This is a genomic window from Microvirga sp. P5_D2 (assembly GCF_054049475.1).
In genome coordinates this window covers 27049-51150 of record NZ_JBFUMH010000012.1, presented here as the reverse complement: position 1 = coordinate 51150, position 24102 = coordinate 27049, and the positions used below count along the sequence as shown (strand labels likewise).

Annotated in this window: 24 protein-coding genes; 12 read left to right on the top strand and 12 right to left on the bottom strand. The window is 62.7% G+C overall.

Translation table 11 applies throughout. From position 1 onward, the window contains the following. The first annotated feature begins 144 nt into the window (after nt 1-144). The 6 genes from ACXJKO_RS06445 to ACXJKO_RS06420 all read left to right on the top strand — a co-directional run bounded on the left by ACXJKO_RS06445 (nt 145) and on the right by ACXJKO_RS06420 (nt 5395). On the top strand, nt 145-648 hold the full coding sequence (locus ACXJKO_RS06445) for a pyridoxamine 5'-phosphate oxidase family protein (RefSeq protein WP_457090264.1): 504 nt from the start codon (nt 145-147) through the stop codon (nt 646-648). A 186-nt stretch (nt 649-834) separates the two neighbouring features. Next, nucleotides 835-2097, top strand: coding sequence for a PQQ-dependent sugar dehydrogenase (locus ACXJKO_RS06440; protein WP_457090263.1), 1263 nt, complete (start codon nt 835-837; stop codon nt 2095-2097). Nucleotides 2098-2156: 59 nt separating this feature from the next. Continuing rightward, the gene (locus ACXJKO_RS06435) at nt 2157-2477 is read left to right on the top strand and encodes a c-type cytochrome (RefSeq protein WP_457090262.1); all 321 of its coding nucleotides are present in this window, start codon (nt 2157-2159) and stop codon (nt 2475-2477) included. Nucleotides 2478-2570: 93 nt separating this feature from the next. Continuing rightward, a complete protein-coding gene (gene pncB, locus ACXJKO_RS06430; protein WP_457090261.1) occupies nt 2571-3863 on the top strand; it encodes a nicotinate phosphoribosyltransferase in 1293 nt (430 codons plus the stop codon). 5 nt (nt 3864-3868) lie between these two features. Next, complete coding sequence (locus tag ACXJKO_RS06425) at nt 3869-4633, top strand: LamB/YcsF family protein (RefSeq protein ID WP_457090260.1); 765 nt, start codon at nt 3869-3871, stop codon at nt 4631-4633. Between the two features lie 3 nt (nt 4634-4636). Continuing rightward, a complete protein-coding gene (locus ACXJKO_RS06420) occupies nt 4637-5395 on the top strand; it encodes a class I SAM-dependent methyltransferase (RefSeq protein WP_457090259.1) in 759 nt (252 codons plus the stop codon). Here ACXJKO_RS06420 and ACXJKO_RS06415 read toward each other — a convergent pair. Together ACXJKO_RS06415 and ACXJKO_RS06410 are read right to left on the bottom strand one after the other, a co-directional pair. After that, nucleotides 5385-6257, bottom strand: coding sequence for an alpha/beta fold hydrolase (locus ACXJKO_RS06415; RefSeq protein WP_457090258.1), 873 nt, complete (start codon nt 6255-6257; stop codon nt 5385-5387). The genes ACXJKO_RS06420 and ACXJKO_RS06415 overlap by 11 nt on opposite strands. A 44-nt stretch (nt 6258-6301) precedes the next feature. Then, on the bottom strand, nt 6302-6847 hold the full coding sequence (locus tag ACXJKO_RS06410; protein WP_457090257.1) for a YcbK family protein: 546 nt from the start codon (nt 6845-6847) through the stop codon (nt 6302-6304). Between the two features lie 358 nt (nt 6848-7205). Between ACXJKO_RS06410 and ACXJKO_RS06405 the strand changes: the two genes are divergently transcribed. Both ACXJKO_RS06405 and ACXJKO_RS06400 read left to right on the top strand, forming a co-directional pair. Then, entirely contained in the window at nt 7206-7643 is a 438-nt protein-coding gene (locus ACXJKO_RS06405) for a DUF4112 domain-containing protein (protein ID WP_457090256.1), read from the top strand. Between the two features lie 2 nt (nt 7644-7645). Next, on the top strand, nt 7646-8017 hold the full coding sequence (locus ACXJKO_RS06400; RefSeq protein ID WP_457090255.1) for a hypothetical protein: 372 nt from the start codon (nt 7646-7648) through the stop codon (nt 8015-8017). Between the two features lie 71 nt (nt 8018-8088). Here the strand turns inward: ACXJKO_RS06400 and ACXJKO_RS06395 are convergent, their stop codons facing one another. The 6 genes from ACXJKO_RS06395 to ACXJKO_RS06370 all read right to left on the bottom strand — a co-directional run bounded on the left by ACXJKO_RS06395 (nt 8089) and on the right by ACXJKO_RS06370 (nt 13147). After that, nucleotides 8089-8883 (bottom strand): ABC transporter ATP-binding protein, encoded by a 795-nt coding sequence (locus tag ACXJKO_RS06395; RefSeq protein WP_457090254.1) that lies wholly within the window; start codon nt 8881-8883, stop codon nt 8089-8091. After that, complete coding sequence (locus tag ACXJKO_RS06390; RefSeq protein WP_457090253.1) at nt 8876-9601, bottom strand: ABC transporter permease; 726 nt, start codon at nt 9599-9601, stop codon at nt 8876-8878. The genes ACXJKO_RS06395 and ACXJKO_RS06390 overlap by 8 nt, the downstream gene beginning before the upstream one ends. Beyond that, nucleotides 9601-10323: an ABC transporter permease gene (locus tag ACXJKO_RS06385; protein WP_457090252.1), complete on the bottom strand. Its 723-nt coding sequence runs from the start codon at nt 10321-10323 to the stop codon at nt 9601-9603. Before ACXJKO_RS06385 ends, ACXJKO_RS06390 begins: the two co-directional genes overlap by 1 nt. Nucleotides 10324-10425: 102 nt before the next feature. Beyond that, nucleotides 10426-11271 carry a lysine/arginine/ornithine ABC transporter substrate-binding protein gene (locus tag ACXJKO_RS06380; protein ID WP_457090251.1) on the bottom strand — a complete coding sequence of 282 codons (846 nt, stop codon included), beginning with the start codon at nt 11269-11271 and terminating at the stop codon, nt 10426-10428. 208 nt (nt 11272-11479) lie between these two features. Next, entirely contained in the window at nt 11480-12325 is an 846-nt protein-coding gene (locus ACXJKO_RS06375; RefSeq protein ID WP_457090250.1) for a transporter substrate-binding domain-containing protein, read from the bottom strand. Nucleotides 12326-12448: 123 nt separating this feature from the next. Continuing rightward, nucleotides 12449-13147, bottom strand: a complete 699-nt coding sequence (locus ACXJKO_RS06370; protein WP_457090249.1) for a fumarylacetoacetate hydrolase family protein — start codon at nt 13145-13147, stop codon at nt 12449-12451. A 120-nt stretch (nt 13148-13267) separates the two neighbouring features. Between ACXJKO_RS06370 and ACXJKO_RS06365 the strand changes: the two genes are divergently transcribed. After that, on the top strand, nt 13268-14737 hold the full coding sequence (locus ACXJKO_RS06365) for an FAD-binding oxidoreductase (protein WP_457090248.1): 1470 nt from the start codon (nt 13268-13270) through the stop codon (nt 14735-14737). Beyond that, nucleotides 14734-15660 (top strand): sugar kinase, encoded by a 927-nt coding sequence (locus ACXJKO_RS06360; protein WP_457090247.1) that lies wholly within the window; start codon nt 14734-14736, stop codon nt 15658-15660. Before ACXJKO_RS06365 ends, ACXJKO_RS06360 begins: the two co-directional genes overlap by 4 nt. Before the next feature lie 47 nt (nt 15661-15707). On the opposite strand, the gene ACXJKO_RS06355 is transcribed toward ACXJKO_RS06360, so the two are convergent. Next, nucleotides 15708-16622: a metallophosphoesterase family protein gene (locus ACXJKO_RS06355; protein WP_457090246.1), complete on the bottom strand. Its 915-nt coding sequence runs from the start codon at nt 16620-16622 to the stop codon at nt 15708-15710. Nucleotides 16623-16672: 50 nt separating this feature from the next. Next, nucleotides 16673-17644 carry an iron exporter MbfA gene (mbfA, locus tag ACXJKO_RS06350; RefSeq protein ID WP_457090245.1) on the bottom strand — a complete coding sequence of 324 codons (972 nt, stop codon included), beginning with the start codon at nt 17642-17644 and terminating at the stop codon, nt 16673-16675. A gap of 359 nt (nt 17645-18003) precedes the next feature. Here mbfA and ACXJKO_RS06345 point away from each other — a divergent pair, with 359 nt between their 5' ends. Both ACXJKO_RS06345 and ACXJKO_RS06340 read left to right on the top strand, forming a co-directional pair. Next, nucleotides 18004-18486, top strand: a complete 483-nt coding sequence (locus ACXJKO_RS06345) for an NUDIX domain-containing protein (protein ID WP_457090244.1) — start codon at nt 18004-18006, stop codon at nt 18484-18486. Nucleotides 18487-18640: 154 nt separating this feature from the next. Further along, nucleotides 18641-19150 (top strand): GNAT family N-acetyltransferase, encoded by a 510-nt coding sequence (locus ACXJKO_RS06340; RefSeq protein ID WP_457090243.1) that lies wholly within the window; start codon nt 18641-18643, stop codon nt 19148-19150. Here ACXJKO_RS06340 and ACXJKO_RS06335 read toward each other — a convergent pair whose 3' ends face one another. Both ACXJKO_RS06335 and ACXJKO_RS06330 read right to left on the bottom strand, forming a co-directional pair. Continuing rightward, the gene (locus ACXJKO_RS06335; RefSeq protein WP_457090283.1) at nt 19151-21223 is read right to left on the bottom strand and encodes a hypothetical protein; all 2073 of its coding nucleotides are present in this window, start codon (nt 21221-21223) and stop codon (nt 19151-19153) included. 70 nt (nt 21224-21293) lie between these two features. Beyond that, nucleotides 21294-24098, bottom strand: coding sequence for a DUF4159 domain-containing protein (locus ACXJKO_RS06330; protein ID WP_457090242.1), 2805 nt, complete (start codon nt 24096-24098; stop codon nt 21294-21296). Between the last annotated feature and the right edge of the window lie 4 nt (nt 24099-24102).

The window sequence follows — 24102 nt, the reverse complement described above, 5'->3', positions numbered from 1 at the left end:
GTTAAGGCGTCCTCGCGCGGATGAAAGCAGGATCCTGAACCAATCCGCAGCTGGTCCGTTGTCCACCCGACCCTCGGGCGGCCGGAGCGGCTTGCCCTGCCGCGCTGACCCGGGATGCGTTTCGAGATTTCCAAGGAGTCAATGATGCACCAGCACGGGCATAACGATCCGAATGCCGCGAAGCTCTACGAGCTCATCAAGGATGTGAAGATCGCCATGATGACGACTGTCGATACCGAGGGAAAGCTGCACAGCCGTCCCATGCACAGCCAGGAGGCCGATGAGCACGGAGATCTTTGGTTCTTCACGCAGATCCAGTCGCCGAAGACCACGGAGCTTTCGCGCGACAACGAGGTGAACCTCGCCTACAGCGACCCGAAGGGCCAGACTTATGTGTCGGTCACCGGAAAGGCCGAGATCGTACGGGACAAGGCGACGATTCAGGATAAGTGGTCGGAGCCGCTGCGTGCTTGGTTCCCGGAAGGCGTTGACGATCCGCAGATCGCCCTCATCCGCGTGCATCCGCAAGGTGGTGAATACTGGGACAGCCCGTCGTCCACCATCGTGCACCTCTACGGATATGCGAAGGCGGCCATCACCGGAAAGCCGCCGCATCCGGGCGATCAGGCGAAGGTCAATCTCAGCTGATCTTCGACACCAAACGTTCAAGCAATCAGGGCCGCCACGCGGCCCTTTTTGTTGACCTGATTTACTTCTTTCTTTCGTGTTTCTTTCGCGCGAAAGCTTGAGTATCATCAAGGACAATAAGCAAAAGCGGAGGAATCCGTCCGGCAACAATAAATCAGCAAAGGGGGCGCTCCCAGGGAGGGAACGATGAAGTTCGTCTGGCTTGCCGCCGTCTCCACTGTAGCGTTTGCATCATCAAGTCTTGCCCAGCCTGCGCCTCAGCCGAGCGGTAATCTCGAAAAGCTCCAAACATTTCAGAGCACGGGCACCGTCGAGCCCAAGCAGATTCCGCAGGAAGGCCGACGGGCCGACGCCATTCGCAAAAATCTCGAGAAGGTCAAGTTGCCTGCAGGCTTCAAGATCGATCTCTATGCCGTCGTACCGGATGCGCGGCACATGGCTGTCGGGCCTAATGCCGGCGTCGTTTTTGTCGGAACGCGCAAGAACAATGTTTATGTGGTGACGGATCGCGACAAGGATCGTGTGGCGGACGAGGTGAAGCAGTTCGCGCCATCCGTCGAGTTCAAGATCCCGAACGGAGTCTGTTTCTCCCGCGATGGCATGCTCTATGTCGTCGAGCAGAACCGGGTGCTGCAATTCCCGGCGGCTGAGTTCTTCTACGAAGGTCCCGATGTAGCGGCCGGTATTGTCGTGAAACAGGGTGAGTTGATCCCGCCGACGGAGGAGAGCTTCAACCACACGGCCCGCGTCTGCCGCGTCGGGCCCGACAACAAGCTCTACATCGCTCTCGGTCAGCCCTTCAACGTACCGCCGAAGGACAAGCTGGAGCTTTTCCGGAAGGCTGGCATCGGCGGCATCATCCGCATGGATCAGGATGGCAAGAACCGCGAAGTCTATGCAACCGGTATCCGTAACTCGGTGGGCATCGATTTCAATCTGGCCGATAAATCCCTGTGGTTCACCGATAATCAGGTCGACGGCATGGGTGACGACCAGCCTCCGGGCGAGCTGAACCGCTCCGTGCAGATGGGCCAGAACTTCGGCTTCCCCTATTACGGCGGCGGCACGGTTCGCACGGTCGAATACAAGGATGATCAGGTGCCGGCCGGCACCGTGGCTCCCCAGTCCGAGATGCCGCCGCACGCGGCCGATCTCGGACTGGTCTATTATAACGGCCGCATGTTCCCGCGCTCATATCAGGGCGGCTTCTTCACGGCCCAGCACGGGTCCTGGAACCGCACCAAACCGATTGGCGCACGGGTCATGTTTACGCCGCTGAAGCCCGACGGCACGGCGGACAAGCCCCAGGTCTTCGCCGAAGGCTGGCTGACGGAGAACGGGGAATATCTCGGCCGACCGGTGGATGTGGCCGTCCTCCTCGACGGCTCGCTCCTCGTGTCCGACGACACGGCGGGTGCGATCTACCGCATCTCCTACGAAGGTCAATGACAGCATCCCGGCAGGCGCGCCMTTCTTGGCGCGCCTGTTCCTTTTCGGAAAGCATCGACATGAAGCAGATTCTTATCCTGGCGGCTATGCTGGCGATGATTGCTCCGAGCGCCGCAGGCGCAGGGGATGCCAAGGCCGGGCGCCAGAAGATCACGACGTGCCAGGCCTGCCATGGGCTGGACGGCCTTTCCAAAAACCCGGAGGCTCCGAACCTCGCGGGCCAGATCGAGAGCTATCTCGTGAAATCCCTGGGTGAGTACAAGACCGAGACTCGCAAGAACGAGAGCATGAACATCGTAGCGAAGGAGCTGTCGGACCAGGACATGGCCGATGTTGCGGCCTATTATTCCTCGATTCAGGTCGATGTTCTGCCGCCTTAGGTCCTGTTCGGCCTGTATACGGAGCCGGGCACCCTTTCATCCTCGCCAAGGCTTCGCTATGGTCTCGCCTCCTTAAACGGTGAGGAGCAGGCGATGGCGGATATCGCGACCAGGGTCTACAACCATACCTGGAAGATCGATCCGATCGTCCGGTCGGTGCTGGATACGGACTTCTATAAGCTCCTGATGGCGCAGACGATCTTTCGCCGCCATCGGGACGTGCAGGTCACATTCGGCATTCACAACCGCACCACCCGCATTCGTCTGGCCGACATCATCGATGCAGGCGAACTGCGCGAGCAGCTAGACCATGTGCGAAGCCTGTCCCTGACGCGTGGCGAATCCACATGGCTCAGAGGCAACACCTTCTACGGCAAGCGCCAGATGTTCTCGCCGGAATTCATGGACTGGCTCGAGACCTTCCGCTTTCCCGAATACCTGCTGGAGAAGGAAGACGGCCAGTACGTGCTGACCTTCCACGGCCCCTGGATCGAGACCACCATGTGGGAGATCCCGGCGCTCGCCATTCTCAACGAATTGCGCTCACGCGGAGTTCTGAGGGGCATGGCCAAGTTCGAGCTTCAGGTGCTCTATGCCCGCGCCATGACCCGTGTGTGGGAGAAGATCGAGYGGCTGAAGACGATGCCGGATCTTTCCATTGCCGATTTCGGCACCCGCCGTCGCCATGGCTTCCTGTGGCAGGATTGGTGCGTGCAGGCGATGATGGAGGGGTTGGGAACGTCGTTCCTCGGCACGTCCAACTGCCTCATCGCCATGCGCCAGGAGGTCGAGGCCGTCGGCACCAACGCTCACGAACTCCCCATGGTTTATGCGGCGCTGGCGAACAGCGACGAGGAAATGGCTCTCTCGCCCTATCGCGTGCTGGCCGACTGGCAGGAGGATTACGAGGGCAACCTGCTCGTCATCCTGCCCGATACCTACGGCACCACGAACTTCCTCCAGAACGCGCCGGAATGGGTGCCGTCCTGGACAGGCATCCGCGTCGACTCGAAAGATCCCATTGCGGGCGGGGAAGAGGCTATCGCCTGGTGGCGTGAGCGTGGGCAGAACCCGGCGGAGAAACTCGCCATCTTTTCCGATGGTCTCGATGTCGATGTGATCGAGCGCATCCACAACCATTTCCGGGGCCGCATGCGCATCGGCTATGGCTGGGGCACGCTGCTCACCAACGATTTCCGCGGCCTTGCGCCTGAAGGACGTCTCGACCCGATCTCCATCGTCTGCAAGGTCATCTCCGCCGATGGGCGCCCGACGGTGAAGCTGTCGGACAACCCGACGAAGGCGATGGGACCGAGTGCGGAAGTCGAACGTTACAAGCGTGTGTTCCATGTAGGCGCGCAAAAGGCGCAGCCCGTTCTGGTGTGAGTGTCATGAAGGTCGATCTGAACTGCGATATGGGCGAAGGCTTCGGCCCCTGGCCCATGGGAGACGACGAGGCGATGCTCGACATCGTTTCCTCCGCCAACATCGCCTGCGGATTCCACGCGGGTGACCCGTCGATCATGTTCCGCACGGCGGAGATCGCGAAGCGCAAGGGCGTTGCTATCGGCGCGCATCCCGGCTTCAACGACCTGCATGGCTTCGGGCGTCGCTTCATCAAGGGCGACACGCCTGCCGAGATCGAACGCATGATCGCCTATCAGATCGGCGCCATGCAGGCGGTGGCATCCCTGGCCGGGCACAAGGTCACTTATGTGAAGGTGCATGGTGCGCTCAACAACATGGCGAATGAGGATGAGGATCTGGCGATCGCCATCGCCTGCGCGATCAAGGGCGTCGATGCAAGCCTCATCAATGTGTGCATGCCCGGTCTCCTAATGGAAAAGGCATCGGATACGCTCGGCGTGAAGGTGGCGCGCGAGATCTTCGCCGACCGCACCTACGAGGACAACGGAACGCTCACCAGCCGCAAGAAGCCGGGTGCCGTGCTGCACGATGCCGATGCTGCTGCGGAACGGGTGTTTCGGATGGTGCAGGACAAGGCGGTCATCACCACATCCGGCAAGCACATTCCCGTCGAGATCGATACGATCTGCGTGCACGGCGATGAGCCGACCGCTGTCGCGATGGCCAGGACGGTTCGCCAGAAGCTCGAGGCGAATGGCATTGCTATCGAGCCATTTTCCGGGCGGTAAGCCATGTCTTTCAAAGATCACTTCTCCGCACGCTCGGGCGATTACGCCGCGTATCGCCCAACCTATCCGCGCACGCTCATCGATTATCTCGCGAGCCTTTGCGAGCACAAAGATGCGGTTCTGGATGTGGGATGCGGAACGGGGCAGTTATCGATCCTGCTCGCGGAGCGCTTCAAGCGCGTGGTCGGCACAGATGCCAGCGCGCAGCAGATCGAGAAGGCAGAAGCGCATGAGCGCGTGGAATACCGCCTTGCACCGGCGGAAAGCAGCGGGTTAGCCGATAACACGTTCAATCTCATCACGGTGGCGCAGGCTGCCCACTGGTTCGACCTCGATGCGTTTTACGCGGAGACGTGTCGTGTGGGAAAACCCGGTGCCGTGCTGGCGCTGATCACCTATGGCGTGATCCAGGCCGATCCCGACATCGACGGCACCATCCGGCATTTCTACAAGGATGTGGTCGGCCCCTATTGGCCTTCCGAGCGCCGCCATGTGGAGGACGGCTATCGCTCCCTCAGCTTTCCATTCGATGAAGTGACAGTGCCGCCCCTTGCCATCGAGGTGCAATGGAGCGCGCTGCAGCTCATCGGCTATGCCGATACTTGGTCGGCCGTGCGCAATGCGGAGAAGGCTTTGGGGCGAGAGCCTGTCGAGCAATTCAGGCGTGATTTATTGAAGGCTTGGGGAGATTCGGAAAAGCTGCGAACCATCCAGTTTCCTCTTTCGCTCCGTGTCGCACGAATCGAAACCTTCAAGGCCTGAATGCGCGCTCCAGAAACGGCTTGAGCGCCGCTAATGTTTCCTCCGGCGCTTCCTCGGCGAGGTAGTGGCCGCAATCGATTCCGTGCCCTTCCACGTGGCCCGCCCAATCGCGCCAGACAGCAAGCACATCGTACCAGCGCTCGAGTCCGTTCTTCTGTCCCCAGAGTGCCTGCACCGGACATTGGATGCGCCGCCCGGCCTGCTTGTCGTCTCCGTCGAGCTGCATGTCGATGGTCGCGCCCGCGCGATAATCCTCGCACATGGCATGAATCGTTTCGGGATTTGTGAAGCAGCGCCTGTATTCGGCGAGAGCGTCTTCGTCGAACATGGAGCGGCCGCGCCGCAGGTAGAAGATGTCCGGGCTCGCGGCAATCAGGGTTTCGGGAATTGGATGAGGCTGCGCGAGGAAGAACCAATGCCAGTAGCCCATGGCGAAGGCCATGTCGGTGCGCGTGAAATGCTCCCATGTGGGCAGGATGTCGAGCACCGATAGCGCAACAATCCGCTCAGGATAATCGAGCGCCATGCGGTAGGCGCAGCGCCCGCCGCGATCATGGCCGACAACGGCAAAGCGCTCGAAGCCGAGCTGCTGCATTACCTCCACCATGTCGCGCGCCATGGCGCGCTTCGAATAGGGCACATGGTCCTCAGTGGTCGGCGGTTTCGAGCTGTCGCCGTAGCCGCGAAGATCGGCGCAGACGATCGTGTAGGCTTCAGTGAGTTGCGGCGCCACACGGTGCCACATCACATGCGTTTGCGGATGCCCGTGCAGCAGCAGGACCGGCGGGCCGTTTCCTGCGTGCCGCAGATTGATGACGGCCTCGGAGGTTTCGATCCGGCGATGGGTGAAGGTCTCGAACATGGGCTTAAGTGTCCTACACTTTCACCGCAAGTGCCAGCTTCGCTCTACCAGGATCGGCGCGATCCGTTATCGATGTGGATGATGCCGTTTCCATAAACCTTCAGGCCGCCCACTTCGGAACGTCCTCGAAGATAGGCCATGACGCCGCGGGTGCGTGTGCGGACCCGGAAATCGATGGCACGGCAGGAGAGGTGAAGGGACTGCCGGGCACCGCCCGCGCGCCAGTTGCGGCCGGAGCTTCGGTGGGTCGACTCGACGCTGACAGGCCCGAACTTGCCTGCCACATCCGCAACCACCTCCCGCAGATTTCCGGGAAGGCAGTTGGTCGGCGCGCTCGCGCGAAGGGTGATGGAACCCTGCGCCACCAAGGATGCGAAGCCGGAGAGGGTTTTGACACCGAGTTGGCCCGTATTGGGCAGGGAGCCGGTGGTGCTGGATTCGTTGATCCGGTCGTTCGAAGGCAGGCTGGCATAGGCCGCCGGCGGCAGAGGCATTTCATCTGAACTGAGGGCCGGTGTCAGGCTTGAGGATACTATGCCCGCCGTACAGGCGAGCCAAAACGCAAGACGCACTCGAGATTTGGTGCTCATCGGGATCTCCCCGTTCTGAGCCCCCACATGTATAGAGCCGCGTGGATGGTCCTCCCTCGACGGCAATACTTTGTTGTTGGTCAGTAAACTGACACCCGCGTTTCCCGCTTAGGGCCAACAAACTAACTGGACACTTTATCGAGGCAAGAGCTGGCAAAGGATGAGGGTGGACTCAAAAGGAGTATTGATTTCTCAATGCCTTATTTTGCAACGGTTATAGCCTTGAAGAATTTTCCAATACTAAATGTTATATGATGTATTACTAATGTTATAAGATATTAATCTTGAGGTCTTGTAGCGGCCCTTGCTGATACTCATATCATGTTGCGAGCCGTAACATCGGCATTTGGAGACTGGAATGAAGGCTGCACGTGGAGACATGTTCGAGGCACTGAGGGCTGCAGGCCCGACTCAGGCGGATTCGCTTGCCCGCATCGGTCTGCTGGCGAAGCTCCTGGACAGCGCCGTCCTCATTCCCGGCCTGAACCGCCGCGTCGGTCTCGATGCCGTGCTGGGCCTCGTGCCCGGCGTCGGCGATGCGATCTCGGCGGCGCTCGCCAGCTATATCATCTGGGAGGCGCGCCAGCTCGGACTGCCGCGCTGGAAGATCGCCCGTATGGTCGGCAATGTGGCGGTGGATACGGCGGTTGGCGCCATTCCGTTCGCGGGCGACGTGTTCGATGTCTTCTTCAAGTCGAACCAGCGCAACCTGCGTATCATCCACGACCACCTTGGTATTGCGAAGCGCGGTCCTCATGAAATCGAGGGCACAGCGGTTCGTGTCGGGGAGCGCTGATCATGAGGCGGTTGCTTTGGGCTGTTGCCTGGATCGCTGTCGCGCTCTGGTCCCTCGTGGCGTGGGGCGCCTATGGGCTTCTCGACCTGTTCGGCGATATGGCGGTCCGTAATGCGGACATGGTCGGAGGAAACCCTGAATCGGTCGAATGGCTCGCATGGGCTCTTGCTACCCTGCGCGGCCTCGGTCTTGGCGCCATCGTGTTCGTGTGGGGCTTGGTATCCCTGTTGATCCTGGCTGTTCCGGCAGTGCTCGGTCTGATAATACCGCGCTCGCAGCCGGTACAGATGCGTGAGGAATGGCGCGGCTACCCCAGCGGGGACAGCTACCAACCTCCGCCGCAGGCGCCGATACGCCAGATCGAGCGACGCTGAAAAAACAGAGCCGTTTCCATTGTCGTGGAGACGGCTCTTTTCTTTGCGGTTCGAGTTTGCTGGAAGAAGTTCTAGCGATGGCTTGAAATGAACTGCTTGAAGCGCTCGGATTTCGGAGCGCTGAATACCTCGGCCGGTGCGCCTTCTTCCTCGACCATGCCCTTGTGCAGGAACACGACCCGGTTCGATACGTCGCGGGCAAATCCCATCTCGTGAGTGACCACCAGCATGGTGCGGCCCTCCTCGGCGAGCGAGCGCATCACGCGCAAAACCTCGCCGACGAGTTCCGGATCGAGCGCGGATGTAGGCTCATCGAACAGCATCACTTTGGGATGCATGGCAAGCGCACGCGCGATGGCAGCACGCTGCTGCTGACCGCCGGAGAGGTGAGAGGGGTATTGGTTGCGCTTGTCCGCAATGCCCACCTTCGCGAGCAGCTCTTCCGCTTCCGCAATGCATTCCGCTTTCGGGCGCTTCTGCACATGAACGGGCGCTTCGATGACGTTCTCCAGGATCGTCATGTGGGACCAGAGATTGAAGCTCTGGAACACCATGGCGACGCGGGAGCGGATGCGATCCACTTGATGCTGATCGACCGGCACCATCCCCTTGCGGGTGGATTTCAGCTTGATCTCCTCGCCGCCGATGCGGACCTCGCCGCCATCGGGCACTTCCAGCATATTGATGCAGCGAAGCATCGTCGACTTGCCCGAGCCGGACGCGCCGAGAATGGAAATCACGTCGCCTTCATTGGCCTTCAGGGACACGCCCTTGAGAACTTCGAGGGAGCCGAAGCTCTTGCGCAGATTGTTGATCGAAACGGCGGGCGTAAGTTCGGACGACAAGGATGCGGCTCCGTTAGACATGGACGGCGTCCAGGCGCGCCTCGATGGCGGGCGGGCGGCGCAGGTGAGGCGAGAGCCACCATTCGATGGCCATGATGATGCGTGTGATTACGAAGTTCAGGACAAGGTAAATCAATCCCGCGACGACGAAGACTTCGACCGCGCGGAAGGTCTGCGAAATCATCTTCGCCGCAAGCCCGGTCACTTCCATCATGGTGATGACGGAGGCGAGCGATGTGGCCTTCACCATCAGGATGATCTCGCTGCCATAGGCGGGAAGCGCCTGCCGCACGGCAATCGGGAACACGATGCGGCGGAAGAGCAGGAAGCCCGACATGCCGCAGGCGCGCGCTGCTTCGACCTGATTGTACGGAACGGACTGGAGACCGCCGCGAATGATCTCGCTGCCATAGGCCGCGGTGTTCATCGTCAGTGCAAGAACCGCGCACCAATACGGCTCGCGGAAGAAGCCCCAGAGGCCCAATTCCTGCAAGGTGGGCCTGAACTGGCCGAGACCGTAATAGATCAGGAAGATCTGCACGAGCAGCGGCGTGCCGCGAAACATGAAGACATAGGCCTGCGCCGGCCAGTTGAAGATCTTGAACTTCGACATGCGCATGAGCGCGAGCAGCATGGCGAAGACTGCGCCGAACGCAATCGACGTGAAAGCCAGGTTGAGCGTGAGCGGAACGCCCGCGATCAACCGCAGGAAGGCCTCCCACATGAAGGCGAAATCCATCAGGAAGCCCTCCGAATGCCGCGCATCGAGTGGGTCTCCGCACGCTGGAAGAGATAGGTCGAAACCCAGGTGATGAGCAGGTAGAGAATGGCGGCCGTGATGTAGAAATCGAACGGACGGCGCGTGGAGCCCGCGGCCACCTGCGACTGGCGCAGCAACTCGACGAGGCCCGTCACGGAGATCAGTGCGGATTCCTTGAGCACCAGCTGCCATGTGTTACCGAGGCCCGGAATAGCATAGCGCAGGACCTGCGGGGCGATGATGCGGCGGAACATGAGCCAGCGATGCATGCCCACCGAGCGCGCCGCCTCCAACTCGCCGCGGCTCACCACCTGGAATGCGCCGCGGAACACTTCCGCCTGATAGGCGCCCGATACGATGCCGATGGCCATGGCGCCGGTGACGAAGGCGGGCACACCGATGAAGCCCTCAGCGCCGAACAGGCTGCCGATGGCGCCGAGCGCCGCGCTGCCGCCGAAATAGAAGAGGTAGATGACGAGCAGATCCGGGATACCGCGAAGAACGGTAGTGTATCCGTCCGCGAGGCCGCGAATGACGACGTTGCCGCCGATCTTGCCCCAGGCCACGAAGGTGCCGACGACGGAACCGGCGAGGAAGCCACAGATCGCGACCGCGATCGTCATGCCCGTCGCCGTGAGAAGAAGCCATCCCCATCCGTTGGGGCCGAACCCGATGAGCTCGAAATAGCTCAGTTGCTGCACGCGTTTGTACTTTCCTGAATGGGCTCCGCCCCGCGTCGGGCGCGGGGCGAGGCGTCATATGTCACATCCGGCGCGAACCCGCGCCGTTTCTGCGAACCCTCATCAGGTCTGAGGGGCCATGTCGATCTTGAACCACTTCTCCGTGAGCTTCTTCACGGTGCCGTCGTCGATGGCGGCCTGGATCGCCTTGTCGAACATGCCCTTCAGCTCGGCATCGTCCTTGCGCAGGCCGACCGCAACGCCGCGCCCGAGGACGTCGCCGTCCACCGCGCCGCCGGCGATCATCATGTCCTTGAACTCAGGCTTCTCGGTCGAAGCCTTCAGCGAGGATTGCGCCGCGAAGATCGCATCGACGCGACCGGCCGCGAGATCGAGATCGTGCTGCTCCGTGGTCTTGTACTCACGGATGGTGACGGTGTCCTTCAGGTACTTCTCCAGGAACGCGCCATTGACGGTCGAGCCCTGCGTGCCGACGGTCTTGCCCTTCAGCAGCGGTTTCCATTCCTCGATCATCGCCTTGGCCGCCTCGGGGTCCTTGTCGAGATTGATGCGCTTGCCCTGGCCTGCGAGCTTGGCCAGCGGCGAATCCTTCAGCACGCCCCAGCCATGGGAGCCGGTGGCGTAGGGGCGGGAGAAGTTGATGGCCTCGAGGCGCTTCGGCGTGATGTTCATGCCGGCCATGATGGCGTCGTACTTCTTGGCGTTGAGCGCAGGAATGATGCCGTCCCAGTCCTGGGACACGATCTCGCACTTCACCTTCATGCGCGCGCATAGGTCATTGGCGAGCTCGATCTCGAAGCCGTCCAGCTTGCCGCCGGCGCCCGTGAAGTTCCACGGGGCATAGGCGCCTTCGGTGGCGATCTTGACCGTCTTCTCCTGAGCCGAGGCTGCGCCCATGGCAAGGGCGGAGGCCACGAGGCCCAATCCTAGTGTTTTCAACAGCTTCATCGTCGTTCCCTTGATCAGCTTGGGCTGAATCTTATCCGGACGGAGTCTTCCGCCCGCCACGTCAAAGCTAACATTCAAAAGGCGAGACAGTGCAAGCCCAATTCATGGCGAATACAATGCTCAAAATGATGTTTTGCGTCGCAGTTTGCCCGTTTCCATACAAAAAGGCGCGGCAGAAGCCGCGCCTTGAGGAATTTTCCGGCAGGGATCAGCCCTTCGGCGAGATGTCGATCTTGAACCACTTCTCGGACAGCTTCTTGATCGTGCCGTCCGCGGCGGCGGCTGCGATCGCTGTGTTGAACATGGCCTTCAGTTCGGTGTCTTCCTTGCGGAGCCCGGCGCCAACGCCGGGGCCGAGAAGGCCGCCGGTGATCGAAGGGCCGACCAGCACGTAATCCTTGAACTCGGGCTTGCTCTGCGTGGCGCTCAGGGCCGTTGCATCTGCCAGGACCGCATCGATGCGCCCGGCGGCCAGATCGAGATCGTGCTGCTCCGTCGTCTTGTACTCGCGGACCTCGGCGACGTCCTTCAGATACTTGTCCGCGAAGTTCGAGTGAATGGTTGAGGTCTGGACGCCGATGGTCTTGCCTTTCAGGAGCGGCTTCAGATCGGCGATGGCTTTTTCGGCAGCTGCCTGCTGGGACGACAGGTTGAAGGCCTGTCCTGTGCCCGGCATCTTGGCGAGCGGCGAGGCCTTGGCGACAAGGAAGCCGTTGGGGCCGGCTGCATAAGGATTCGAGAAGTCGATGGTCTTCTTGCGCTCGTCGGTGATACTCATGCCGGCCATGATGGCATCGTACTTCTTGGCCGTGAGGGCGGGGATGATGCCGTCCCAATCCTGGGCGACGATCTCGCACTTCACCTTCATGCGGGTGCACAGCTCGTTGGCGAGATCCACCTCGAAGCCTTCGAGCTTGCCGCCGGCGCCCGTGAAGTTCCACGGAGCATAAGCACCTTCGGTGGCGATCTTGATGGTCTTTTCCTGGGCCGAGGCCGCGCCGATGGCGAGGGTGGAGCCGAGAAGAGCCAAGCTAATGGTCTTAACGAAATTCATAGTCGTTCCCTTATTCTTTGGCCCGGATTGCGCCCGGGCCGAATTGCTCGCAGCCCTGCGGGGCCGCGCCGTAAGGCAGTAACAGCCAATCTTTTGCAAAAGGCAAGTGTCAGCTGGCGAACCTTAAACAACCCGCAGTTTGATCTCGCCAAGCCCTTCGATAGTCCCAGTCATGGTCTGACCTTGCGTTACCGCGCCCACGCCCTCGGGGGTTCCTGCGAAGATCACATCGCCCGGCGCCAGCTCGAAATAGGAGGACAGGTAAGCGATCTGCTCGGCGACGGACCAGATCATGTCAGACAGGTCGGCCTTCTGGCGCACGGCCCCGTCCACCGACAGCGAGATGGCGCCATTTGCCGGGTGTCCTACAGTCGAGGCGGGATGGAGCGGGCCGACCGGGCCGGAGAAATCCGCCGCCTTGCCGAGTTCCCAGGAGCGGCGAAGTTGCTTGGCCTCGTCCTGAAGGTCGCGTCGGGTCATGTCGAGGCCGATCGCATAGCCGAACACATGGTCGAGGGCCTGAGAGACGGGGATATCCTTGCCGCCCTTGGCGAGAGCGACCACGAGTTCGACTTCGAAATGGTAGTTCTGCGTCTTGGGCGGGTAAGAGTGATCGACCGCGCGGCCCTCGGGCACAACCTGGAGGGCGTCGGCCGGTTTCATAAAGAAGAAAGGCGGCTCGCGGGTTGGGTCGCCGCCCATCTCACGGGCATGGGCCGCATAGTTGCGTCCCACGCAATAGACGCGCCGCACGGGAAAGAGATCACCGGAACCGGCGACGGGGAGGGCAGTGATCGGGGGCGTGGGAATGACGTAGGCCATGGCTTTTCGTGACCGCTCTCTTGTTCATGGTGGCCCGGCAAGGGCCGTCTTTCTCCTTTCCTACACCTTGCGGTTCGCTTCACAAGTCGTAATGAACGAAGGTCTACGGGAGGAATAACGATGACCGCATCAGCAGCGACCGGCACGGCCCTGATCGAGACCCTCACGTCGCGGCTCGGCGCGGCCCATGTGCTGACGGCGGCGGGCGATCTCGAAGGCCATGTCACGGAGGCGCGCGGTCTCTATCGCGGCGAAGCCCTGGCGGTCGTGCGCCCGAAGGATCGTGATGAAGTTGCATTCGTCTTGCAGGAATGCGCGAAGGCGAGCATCCCCGTCGTGCCGCAGGGCGGCAATACGGGCCTCGTGGGCGGCGGCGTTCCCTATGGCGGCGTGGTGCTGTCGCTGACCCGCCTGGATCGCATCCGTGAGATCGATCCCGTCAACGCGACGGTTACGGTGGAGGCGGGAGCCATCCTGAAAGCGGTGCAGGATGCGGCGAGCGATGCCGGTTATCTCTTCCCGCTGTCGCTGGCTTCGGAAGGCTCGTGCCGCATCGGCGGAAACCTTGCCACCAACGCGGGCGGCACCGCCGTTCTGCGCTACGGCAACATGCGGGATCTGACGCTCGGCCTCGAAGTCGTTCTCGCCGATGGCCGCGTGTGGGACGGCCTGAAGGGCCTGCGCAAGGACAACACGGGCTACGACCTGAAGGATCTCTTCATCGGCTCGGAAGGGACGCTCGGCATCATCACGGCGGCGGTGCTGAAGCTTTTCCCCAAACCGCATGCGCGCGTCACCGCCTTTATCGGCTGCGAGTCTCCCTACGATGCGCTCAAAGTCTTCCAGCGTCTGCGCGAGGCGGCGGGCGACCAGCTGACGGCGTTCGAATACATCCCAGAGTTCGGCGTGGACATCGTGTTGAAGCATATGCCGGGTTCCGTGCGCCCGCTTGCCGAAAAGCACAATTCCTACGCGTTGATCGAGCTCTCCTCGCCGCAGAAGGAAGCGGATCTTCAAGGGCAGATGGAGGCCGTTCTCGGAGAGTGCTTCGAGGAAGGTCTCGTGCAGGATGCGGTGCTCGGCTCCAGCGAAGCGCAGAGCCAGGCATTATGGGGCTTGCGCGAGCACCTCTCCGAAGTGCAGCGGCTCGAAGGCGGTTCCATCAAGCACGATGTGGCTGTTCCCGTGTCGCGCGTTGCCGAGTTCATCGATGTCGCGACGAAGGCCTGCGAGGCGGAGATGGAAGGCGTGCGCGTCTGCGCCTTCGGGCATTTCGGCGATGGCAATATTCACTTCAACCTGTCCCAGCCCGTCGGCATGGACAAGGGCGAATATCTCGCACAATGGGAGCGCTTCAACCGCATCGTGCATGACATCGTGCACGGCATGAACGGTTCCATCTCCGCCGAGCATGGGATCGGTCTCATCAAGCGTGATGAGCTGACGCTCTACAAGGATGCGGTGGCGCTCGATCTCATGCGCAGCGTGAAGCGCGCACTCGATCCGCAGAACATTCTCAATCCCGGAAAGGTCGTCGCCATCGGCGAGGGCGGACCGGCTGCATTTCCGAAAACGGCAGGAAGCCCATGAAAAGCATCGACCTTCTCACCTTCGGCGAGCCCTTGATGGAATTCGCGGAAGTGAATCGCGACGGCGAGCGCCTGTACCTTCCGGGATACGGCGGTGACGTTTCCAACACGGCCGTCGCGGCTGCGCGACAGGGCGCGAAGACAGCGATCTTCACGGCGTTGGGGGGCGACTCCTTCGGCCAGGATTTCCTCAAGCTTTGGAAGAGCGAGGATATCGACACGTCTTCCGTGATCCTGCGCAAGGATGGCCGCACCGGCGCTTATTTCATCAGTTACGGCGAGGACGGACACGTTTTCTCCTACGCCCGTGCGGGGTCGGCCGCGAGCCTCGTTACTGTCGAGGAATTGCCTCTGACCCAGATCGCCTCCGCGCGCATCCTGCACGCATCCGGCATCAGTCAGGCCATCTCCGAGAGCTGCACCGATGCCGTCTATGCCGCCATGCGCCATGCGAAGGCGAACGGCACGGTGGTGAGCTACGACACGAATCTTCGCTTGAAGCTCTGGCCGCTTGATCGTGCGCGCGCCGTCATTCACGGCGCATCGGCAATGGCCGATATTCTCCTGCCCGGTCTCGACGACGCGCAGCAGCTCACAGGCTTAGAGCGGCCTGAGCACATCTGTGCGTACTATCTTGCCTTTGGATGCAGCGTGGTTGCTCTGACCATGGGCAAGAACGGCACCATGGTCGCGACGAAGGATCGCCTTGAGGTCATTCCCCCATATCCGGTCGAGGCCATCGATGCGACGGGAGCAGGCGATACGTTCGACGGCGCGTTCCTGGCCGAATGGCTCGTGCATCGCGACCCGTTCAAGGCAACGGCCTACGCCAATGCGGCGGCTGCCCTGTCGACGCTCGGAAAAGGCGCCGTCGCGCCGATCCCGAAGCGGGATCAGGTCGAAGCCTTCCTGCAATCGAAATAAAAACGGCGGGTCTGAAGACCCGCCGCTCATGCCTTCAGGCTTGCCGCCTAGCTGTTCTGTTCCGCCTGGCGAATACGAGCCAGCGAGAGCATGCCCATGCCGCCCACAGTGCCGTCCGGCCTCAGCCCCCGCAACTCCGCCTTGAGTAGGAAGCCTGTCTCATCATGGTCGATGGTGAAGAGGTGATAGCCGGCCTTGTGGGTAAGGGTGCCGCCCCGCGCGGAGGCCGAGGGCGCGCCGATGACCGGAATCGGGCCACGCGGGCCGTTGAGATGGGCGAGCGAGCCCACATGGTTGTGCCCATGGAGAATCAGCTCCGCGCCCACACGTCCGATCATGGCTTCGAACCGGGGAGCATCCGTCAGATTGCGGCCGGGGTCCGCGCCGCCGACATGAGGCGGGTGATGGATGAGGATGATGCGGAAGCAGGACGGGTCACGCCCGAGCTCCGCCAGGATCTCCTCGGCGGCCTTCATCTGCTTCGACCCCACGCGCCCGCTCGCCACCAGGGGGAGGGTCGGGATTGCGGAGGACAGGCCGATGATAGCTATCTGCCCGTAGCGCCGCAGATAGGGGAAGACGGATTCGGTGCCGTCATCGCCCCTTGTCCAGGGCGAGACCTTTTTCAGAAGGCCTTCGAGCGAACCGCGCACATAGGCATCGTGGTTGCCGGGCACGAAGGTCACGCGGGAGGGATCGCCGAGCCCTTCCATGAAGACCCGGGACGTTTCCCACTCGTCGGGAAGGCCGATATTGCAGGTATCGCCCGTGCAGGTGATGTGGTCGGGGTTCTGGGCATGGATGTCGGCCACCAGTACGGCCAGAAGCTCCATGTCGTGGTGGTCATGGCGGCTGCGGTGCCAGTTGTACCAGCCGGTCAGGCGCTTGTTCAGCAACTGTTTCAGGCGGGGCCGGGGAAGTGGCCCCACATGCGGGTCGGTGAGATGGGCGATGCGAAACATGGGGACTGACTGCGTGAACCGGCGAGAGTTCGCCCGCCAGGGCTCCGGCGTCAAGCGCTGCCGATGAAGATACCGGCCATGAGCACCAGCACGCCGCCGACGATCACCTGGTAGGCGGCGCTCCAGAAGGGCGTCTCCATGTAGCGCGTGCGGATCCAGGAAATGGCAACCAATTCCACCGCCACGACGAAGGCTGCGATGGTGGTCGCCAGCAGGAAGGCGTTGGGCCAGGAATCCGGCACCAGATAGGGCAGGGTATGCCCGATGCCGCCCGCCGCCGTCATGAAGCCGCAGACGAGGCCGCGCAGCCATGGGGAGCCACGGCCCGTGATCTCGCCGTCGTCGGAGAGCGCTTCCGTCAGGCCCATGCTGATGCCCGCGCCCACGGAGGCCGCCATTCCGACGAGAAAGGTCTCCCAGTTGTTCTGGGTGGCGAAGGCTGCGGCGAAGAGCGGGGCCAGGGTGGAGACGGAGCCGTCGATCAGGCCGGCGAGGCCCGGCTGCACATATTGCAGGACGAAGAGGCGCTTGCGGGCGTGCTCTTCCGCCGCTTCCGCGTTTTCGGTGAGATGGACTTCGTGCAGCTCGGTGGCCTTGCGCCCATGCCCGCGCTCGATCTCGGCGAGCTTCGTGAACAATTCACGGACCGAGACATCCAGCGTCTGTTGGGCGGCCTTCTCGTAGAAGCTCGCGGCCTGAAGCTCCATCACCTCGGCCTCGCGGCGCATTCTGTCGAGATCTAGATGGGGGCTCCACCAGACCGCGCGGCGCTTCAAGAAGCCGCGCACGTCCTCTCGGCGGATCGGGGGCAGATGCTCGCCGAAACGGGAGCGGAAGAAATCATAGAGGGAGTTGCGGTGGTCGCGTTCTTCCTCCGCCATGCCGTCGAAGATCTCGGCCGAGGCGGGGAAGTCGGGCCGGAGGCGATCCGCGAAATGCTGATAGATCCGCGAATCTTCCTCTTCATTGGCGATAGCGAGCGCGATGACCTCGCGCTCGGTCAGTTGGGAGAGGGATTTCATACTGGCAGTTCCTGTTTAGAAATATTCTAAACAGGATTGATCCCTCTGGCCAAGCCTTCGTGTGGCCAAGCCTTCGTGTGGCTGAAACCAGCCGACCGAAGGAAGCTTAGTACTGAGCGCCCGGGATCAGGGTCGAGAAGATCGTGCGGTCCTCGAGGTTGAGGGCAGGCGACCACGAAAAGCGGGCAGTACGGTTGAAACGGGAGAGAAGCAGGGCGAGAAACATCGGAACACCTTTGGTTGGCACCTTATTAGACCTTCGTAGCATGCGGGTCACGCGTCATTTTCAAAGTTCAGCTATGCGTTCCTAGAATAGCTTCGTTCATGTTCCCGTAATCTTGTTGTGATCAACTTGTTCGATGTCCGACTCCAAAAGGCCCAGTAAAACAGCCCGCCTCGTCAGTTTGGGGCTCCATACTTACTGGCGCTTTGCCCGGGGCATGACCCTGGGAGTCCGAGCCGTAGTCCTCAATGACCAAGCTCAAGTCTTCCTGATCCGCCACACCTATGTGTCGGGCTGGCACCTTCCGGGAGGAGGGGTCGAGACCGGGGAGACGGCTCTGGAATCGCTGACCCGTGAATTGCGCGAGGAAGCCTGCATCGCCATTGATGAGCCGCCCGTACTGACCGGTGTCTTCTTCAACCGGCGGGTATCCCGGCGCGACCATGTGCTGGTTTACGTCATCCGGCAATTCACGGTTCTTGGACCCAAGCAGCCTGACCGGGAAATCGCCGAGGCCGGGTTCTTTCCCCTCGACAGTCTTCCCGAAGGCACCACGGCGGCCACAAGGCGACGGCTTGCCGAGATCCTCGATGGCGAGCCGCCTTCCACGACTTGGTGAGAAGCGTTTGCGCCATGTGCCCGACGCTGCTATGGCCAACGAAACCTGAGAAAAGTTGAGCCCATGACCATCAGACGGATTTTGCGACGACGACATGGCTGAAGCCTCATCCGGCCTGCCCTTCGTCCGTCATCCTCCGTCCTAGAGTCCGTTCATGACTGAGCTCTCTCTCCTGATCCGCACCGAACAACCCATCGATTCCGAGGCCATCGAGCGCCTGCACGAGCGCGCCTTCGGCCCCGGCCGCTACGCGCGCACCGCCTCCCGTCTGCGCGAAGGCGCGGGACATCTCCTCGACCTCTCCTTCACGGCCATGGTCGGCACACTGCTGGTCGGTTCGGTTCGCCTGACGCCGGTCATGGCGGGTGAGGAACCTGCCCTGATGCTCGGCCCGTTGACGGTGGAGCCCGCCTTCGAGAATCGGGGCATCGGCGCTGCCCTCATGGCCCGCTCCCTGGAGGCGGCCAAGGCGAAGGGGCACACGCTTGTCCTGCTCGTCGGTGACGAGCCCTATTACAGCCGCTTCGGCTTCAGGCGCATTCCACCGCAGCAATTGCAGCTCCCAGGCCCGGTCAATCCCGCTCGCTTCCTTGTCGCGGAACTCGCGGAAGGCGCATTCTCTCGCGCCAAGGGGATTGTGTCTCCGCTGCCGAAGGAAACCTGACTACGCCCGGCGGCGGCCTTCCGTCAGCCATGCCGCCAGGGTCGAACCGATCAGCAGCACCAGCCCCAGGAAACCGAGCGCCAGCGGGAACACCGAGACGCCGCGCACGATGGCGCTGTCGCTCGGCTTCACGCCGATCCAGTCGCCGCCCGAGAAGCGCGAGCCGGAATGTATCGCGAGGATGCGGGGCACCGTGATGCTCTGGTCGCCCGCCATCGCGACGCGGCGCACGGAGCCGCCCGTGGCTTCCGCAATCGGCCCCAAGGACTCGGTGTTGCTGAACACATCCATGAGCTCGCGCGGATTGGCCGGGCCGATGCTGACGAACGCGACGAGTTCGCCGGAGCGCACCGTGTGAAGCCCCAGCTCGCGGCCTTCCACTTCCGCCGTGAAGAGGCCCGGGCGGGTTTCGTTCAAGGGGATGTTGCTCTCGGCACCGCTCGGCGTGATCAGCGTGACGGGCTGCGCCGTCTCCTCCATGGTCTGCCGTTCGATGCGGATGGTGCGGCCGGTGGCGGAGGCGCGCAACGCTTCCTCCTCCAGGGCCGGCTCCTTCATGAGCCAGTGTGCGAGCCTGCGCAGCAGATCGAGATGCGGGCCGCCATCCTGATAGCCGCGCGCCCAAAGCCAAGCGTGGTCGGACAGCAGCAGCGCGACGCGGCCCTTGTCCTCGCGGCGCAGCACGAGAAGCGGCAATTCGTTGGCGCCCGACATGAGCGTTGCGCCGGATTGAACCTCCGAGCCGATGATGCGCAGCCACTCGCCCCAGGCGGGAGGTGATGTCTCCGAGCCGGGAAGATCGCGCGTCACGGGATGGCGCTCGCCGGTATCGGTGATGCTGGCCTTGTAGGGCTGCTCGACGATGCGCCCGTTGGGTTGGCCTGGAATGATCGGCGCCAGCCTCGTCTGCGCAAGGCTGCCATAGCTCGCGAATTCAGGACCGGCCGCCACGAGGATCGCGCCGCCTTCACGCACATAGCGCACGATGTTCTCGAAATAGCTCGAGGGCAGGATGCTCTGGTTCGCGTAGCGGTCGAAGATGATGAGGTCGAAATCCTTGATCTTCTGCTGGAACAGCTCGCGCGTCGGGAAGGCAATCAGCGACAGTTCATTGATGGGCGTTCCATCCTGCTTTTCCGGCGGGCGAAGAATGGTGAAATGGACGAGATCCACGTTGGCGTCCGACTTCAGGAGGTTGCGCCATGTGCGCTCACCCGCATGCGGCTCGCCGGAAACCAGCAACACGCGCAGCTTCTCGCGAATGCCCTCGATGGGAACGACCGCGCGGTTGTTCGCCTGCGTCAGCTCGTCGGGAAGGCCCTCGACCTCCAACTCGACCACGTTCGTGCCGCCATGCTCGATCAGAACCTGCAGCGAGAACGGCGTATCGGACTGTACCTGCTGGCGCGCCAATACCTGCCCGTCGCGGCGAAGGGTGACGAGGGCGGAGCCCGTGCCGCCGCGCTCCATGATCTGCGCGCGGATCGTCTGTTCCTTGCCGACGATGCCGAAGCGCGGGGCCTCCAGCAGCTTGATCTGCCGGTCGCGCTCATCTGGACGGCCGGTGATGAGCGCATGAAGCGGCGCGCGGAAGCCCAGCGCATCGATGGAGGGTGGAATATCGTGCACCACGCCGTCGGTGATGAAGATCACGCCCGCCAGCCGATCCGGCGGCACGTCGGATAATCCGTTCGAGAGCGCAGCGAACAGGCGCGTGCCGTCATCGCCATTGCCGTCATCCGCCTCGATGTAGCGCGGCTCGATATCGGTGAGAGAGCCGAAACGGCGCTCCAGCTCCGATCGCACGCGATCCGTCATCGCCGTGCGGTCGCCAAGAGTTTGCGAAGTTGATCGGTCGGTGACGACCGCGACGATGTCCTTCACCTTCTCGCGCTCTTCCTGCACGAGCGACGGATTGGCGAGCGCCAGCAGCACGAGCGCAAGGGCAACGGCCCGCAGGATCGCAATGGGGCCACGCGAGACGAGCGCGAGGATCGCGAGCAAGGCTGCGGCCGCGCCGACGATCCAGAGCGCATAATCGGGAATGAGAGGCGAGAAACTGACCGAGAGCAAAGGCATCTCCCTCACATCTCTTCACTGCGATCAGCGATGAGATCGATGTTGCTGGCTGCGCGCATGATTGTCACTGGCCCAGCCGTTCGAGCAGCGCCGGCACGTGCACCTGATCGGCCTTGTAGTTGCCGGTGAGAGCGTACATCACGATGTTCACGCCGCTGCGATAGGACATTTCCCGCTGGCGCTGATCGCTGCCGACGACGGGGAACAGGTATTCTCCCCGTGCGCCGACCGCCCAGGCCGCCGCGAGATCGTTCGACGTGATGATGATCGGCGAGACGCTGTCTCCCGAGCGGGCGGGGCGGTTCTCCTCGCCCTCCGCTTGCGGCGGCAGGGCCTCGACCCAGGTCTGTCCGGTGGCGTAGCGGCCGGGGAAGCTGTCGAGGATGTAAAAGGTCTTCGTCAGTACGTGATCGCTCGGCACGGGCTCGAGTTCGGGAATGTCGAGGCTTGCCAGCATGCGGCGCAGATACTGGCCTTCCGCGCTCGTGGCGCCGTCAGGCCGGTTGTTGAAGGCATCGCGCGTGTCGAAGATAACGGTGCCGCCGCCCTTCATGAACGCATCGAGACGCCGGATCGCGGCTTCCGACGGCATGGGCCGCGTTGCCACGATGGGCCAATAGATCAGCGGATAGAACGCCACTTCGTCCCGGGCCGGATCGATGCCGATGGGATCACCCGGCGTGAGCGCCGTGCGTTGTCCGAGCACCTGCGTGAGACCGGCAAGGCCCGCCTTGCTCGCGTCATCCACGCCCGCATCGCCGGTGATCACATAGGCAAGCCGCGTCACGAGTGCGGGGCTCGCATTCTCATCCACGCGGCGCGAACCAAGATCCTGCGCGCGCGCATCGAAGGCGGATGTGAACATCATGCACGCGGCGAGCACGATGGCCGCAGATGCGCCCGCTCTACGCAAGCGACCCGACAGATTGGAAAGATGTCCGCCGAGCCAGAGGGCGGCGAGCGTATCCACGAGAAGCAGGATGAGAGCGAGCATGAAGAGCGGCATGCGAAGATCAATCGWTTGCGCTCCCACCAACGGCGCCACGCGGGCGTTCAGCGGAGCGATATTGAGCGGCGCGAGCCGGTCCGAGGGCAGGAGCGCATTGACCGCGAGGCTCGAATCCACCGGCCCATAGAAGCCCGGCGGATGCTCGATGGTCGCGCGCTCCGCGAAACCGCGTGCAACGGCGCGGGCATTCGCGGGTGGCGATATGAACGCGCCGTAGCCGTCGAGGGTCAGGCGCGGAGCCACCGTTTCATTTTCCGCGTTGCGCGCCTCGGCGTTCAGATCGCTCGGCGCGCCGGCGAGCGCCGTGATCCGGCGCAGCATATCCACGAAGAGGCCCGAGAGCGGCAGGTTCGACCACGTGGTATCGGCGGTCACATGGTAGAGCACCACGAGGCCGTCGCCGCGCTTGTCCGCCGTCACGATGGGCGTGCCGTCCACAAGCGATGCCCAGGTGCGCGAAGGAAGATCGCCATCGGGCTCCGCCAGGATCTGGCGGCGAATGCCGATTTCCTCCGGCACGGCGAGGCCGAAGAAGGGGCTTTCGCGGGTGAAGGGTGCAAACGTCTTCGGCGTATCCCAGGAGAGCGATCCGCCGAGGCTGCGTCCACCCCGGCGCAGGCGCACCGGCACGAGTTCATCGTTGCCCGCGGCAAGGCGCGAACCCGCGAAGCGCAGCAGCAATCCGCCCTGTTCCACGAAGGCGGCGGTCTTGGCGAGCGTCTGCTGATCGAGGCCGCCCACATCGGCGAGCACGAGAACGGAAACCTGCTCGTCGATCAGCTGGCTCACCGCATCGGCCACGCCGCCACGGCCCATGCGGATCTCCGAATAGGGCGAGAGCGCGCGCTCGATGTAGTAGAGCGGTGAAAGCAGCGGCTGCGTCTGGTCCGACGTGCCGCCGAAGACGAGGCCGACGCGCCGGCGCTTGCCGCGCTCGTCGAGCAGGTGCACCGCGCCTGCCGAGCCTTCGCCGAGAATCTCGATGCGGGCGATGGCATTGCGGATCTCGGTGGGCAGGTCGAAGGCTACATTGGTCTCGGTAGCGTTCTGGTCGAAGCTGAAGCGCATGTCGGCAAGCGGCAGGTTCTTCAGGTCGAGAGCCCTCACTGTGCCGGAATCGCGGCCATTGGGCTCCGCTCTCACGATCCGTGCATTCAACCGGCCACCAGCGTTCTCCACGCCTGCGATCGCCAGGGCGGAGGCGCGCTCCGATTTCAGAACCGTGATCCGCCGTCCATCCGCCATCTGCGCCAAGCCGTCGATGAACCCTTGTCCATCAACGCCGGCAATCCCATCGCTGATCCAGACAATATTGGCATCGGGCGTCGCCTGCATGAACCGGCGAATGAACTCGATATGGGTTGCGCGATCCGGCAGATGCGGCTGAGGCTTCAGGGAGCGCAGGCGCTCCAACGCTGCGGCCGGAGTGGCGGGTTCGATGGCGGCTGTAGGATCAGCGGTCGCCACGAGGGCGACCGTGCGTCCATCGCGGCCGGCTGCCTCGATGCGCTCGGAGGCGAGGCCCATCCGCTCACGCCAATCGTGCGCCGAGGCGAGGCCGTTATCCATGACGAGGAGCAGCGGCCCACGGCTGCCGTCCTCGGCAAAGGGATTCCAGATAGGGCCGGCGGCGGCGAGGATGAGGAAGGCCGCCAGCAGCAGGCGCATCAGCAGAAGCCACCAGGGCGTGCGGGCCGGCATCTCCTGCTCGGGCCGAAGGTCCGCGAGGATTTTTAAGGGAGGGAAGTCCACGCGCTTGGGCTGCGGCGGGGTGATGCGCAGGAGCAGCCAGATCGCCGGCAGGGCGGCGAGYGCCGTCAGGACAAGTGGAACAGTGAAAGTGAGAGGAAGGCCCAACATTTTG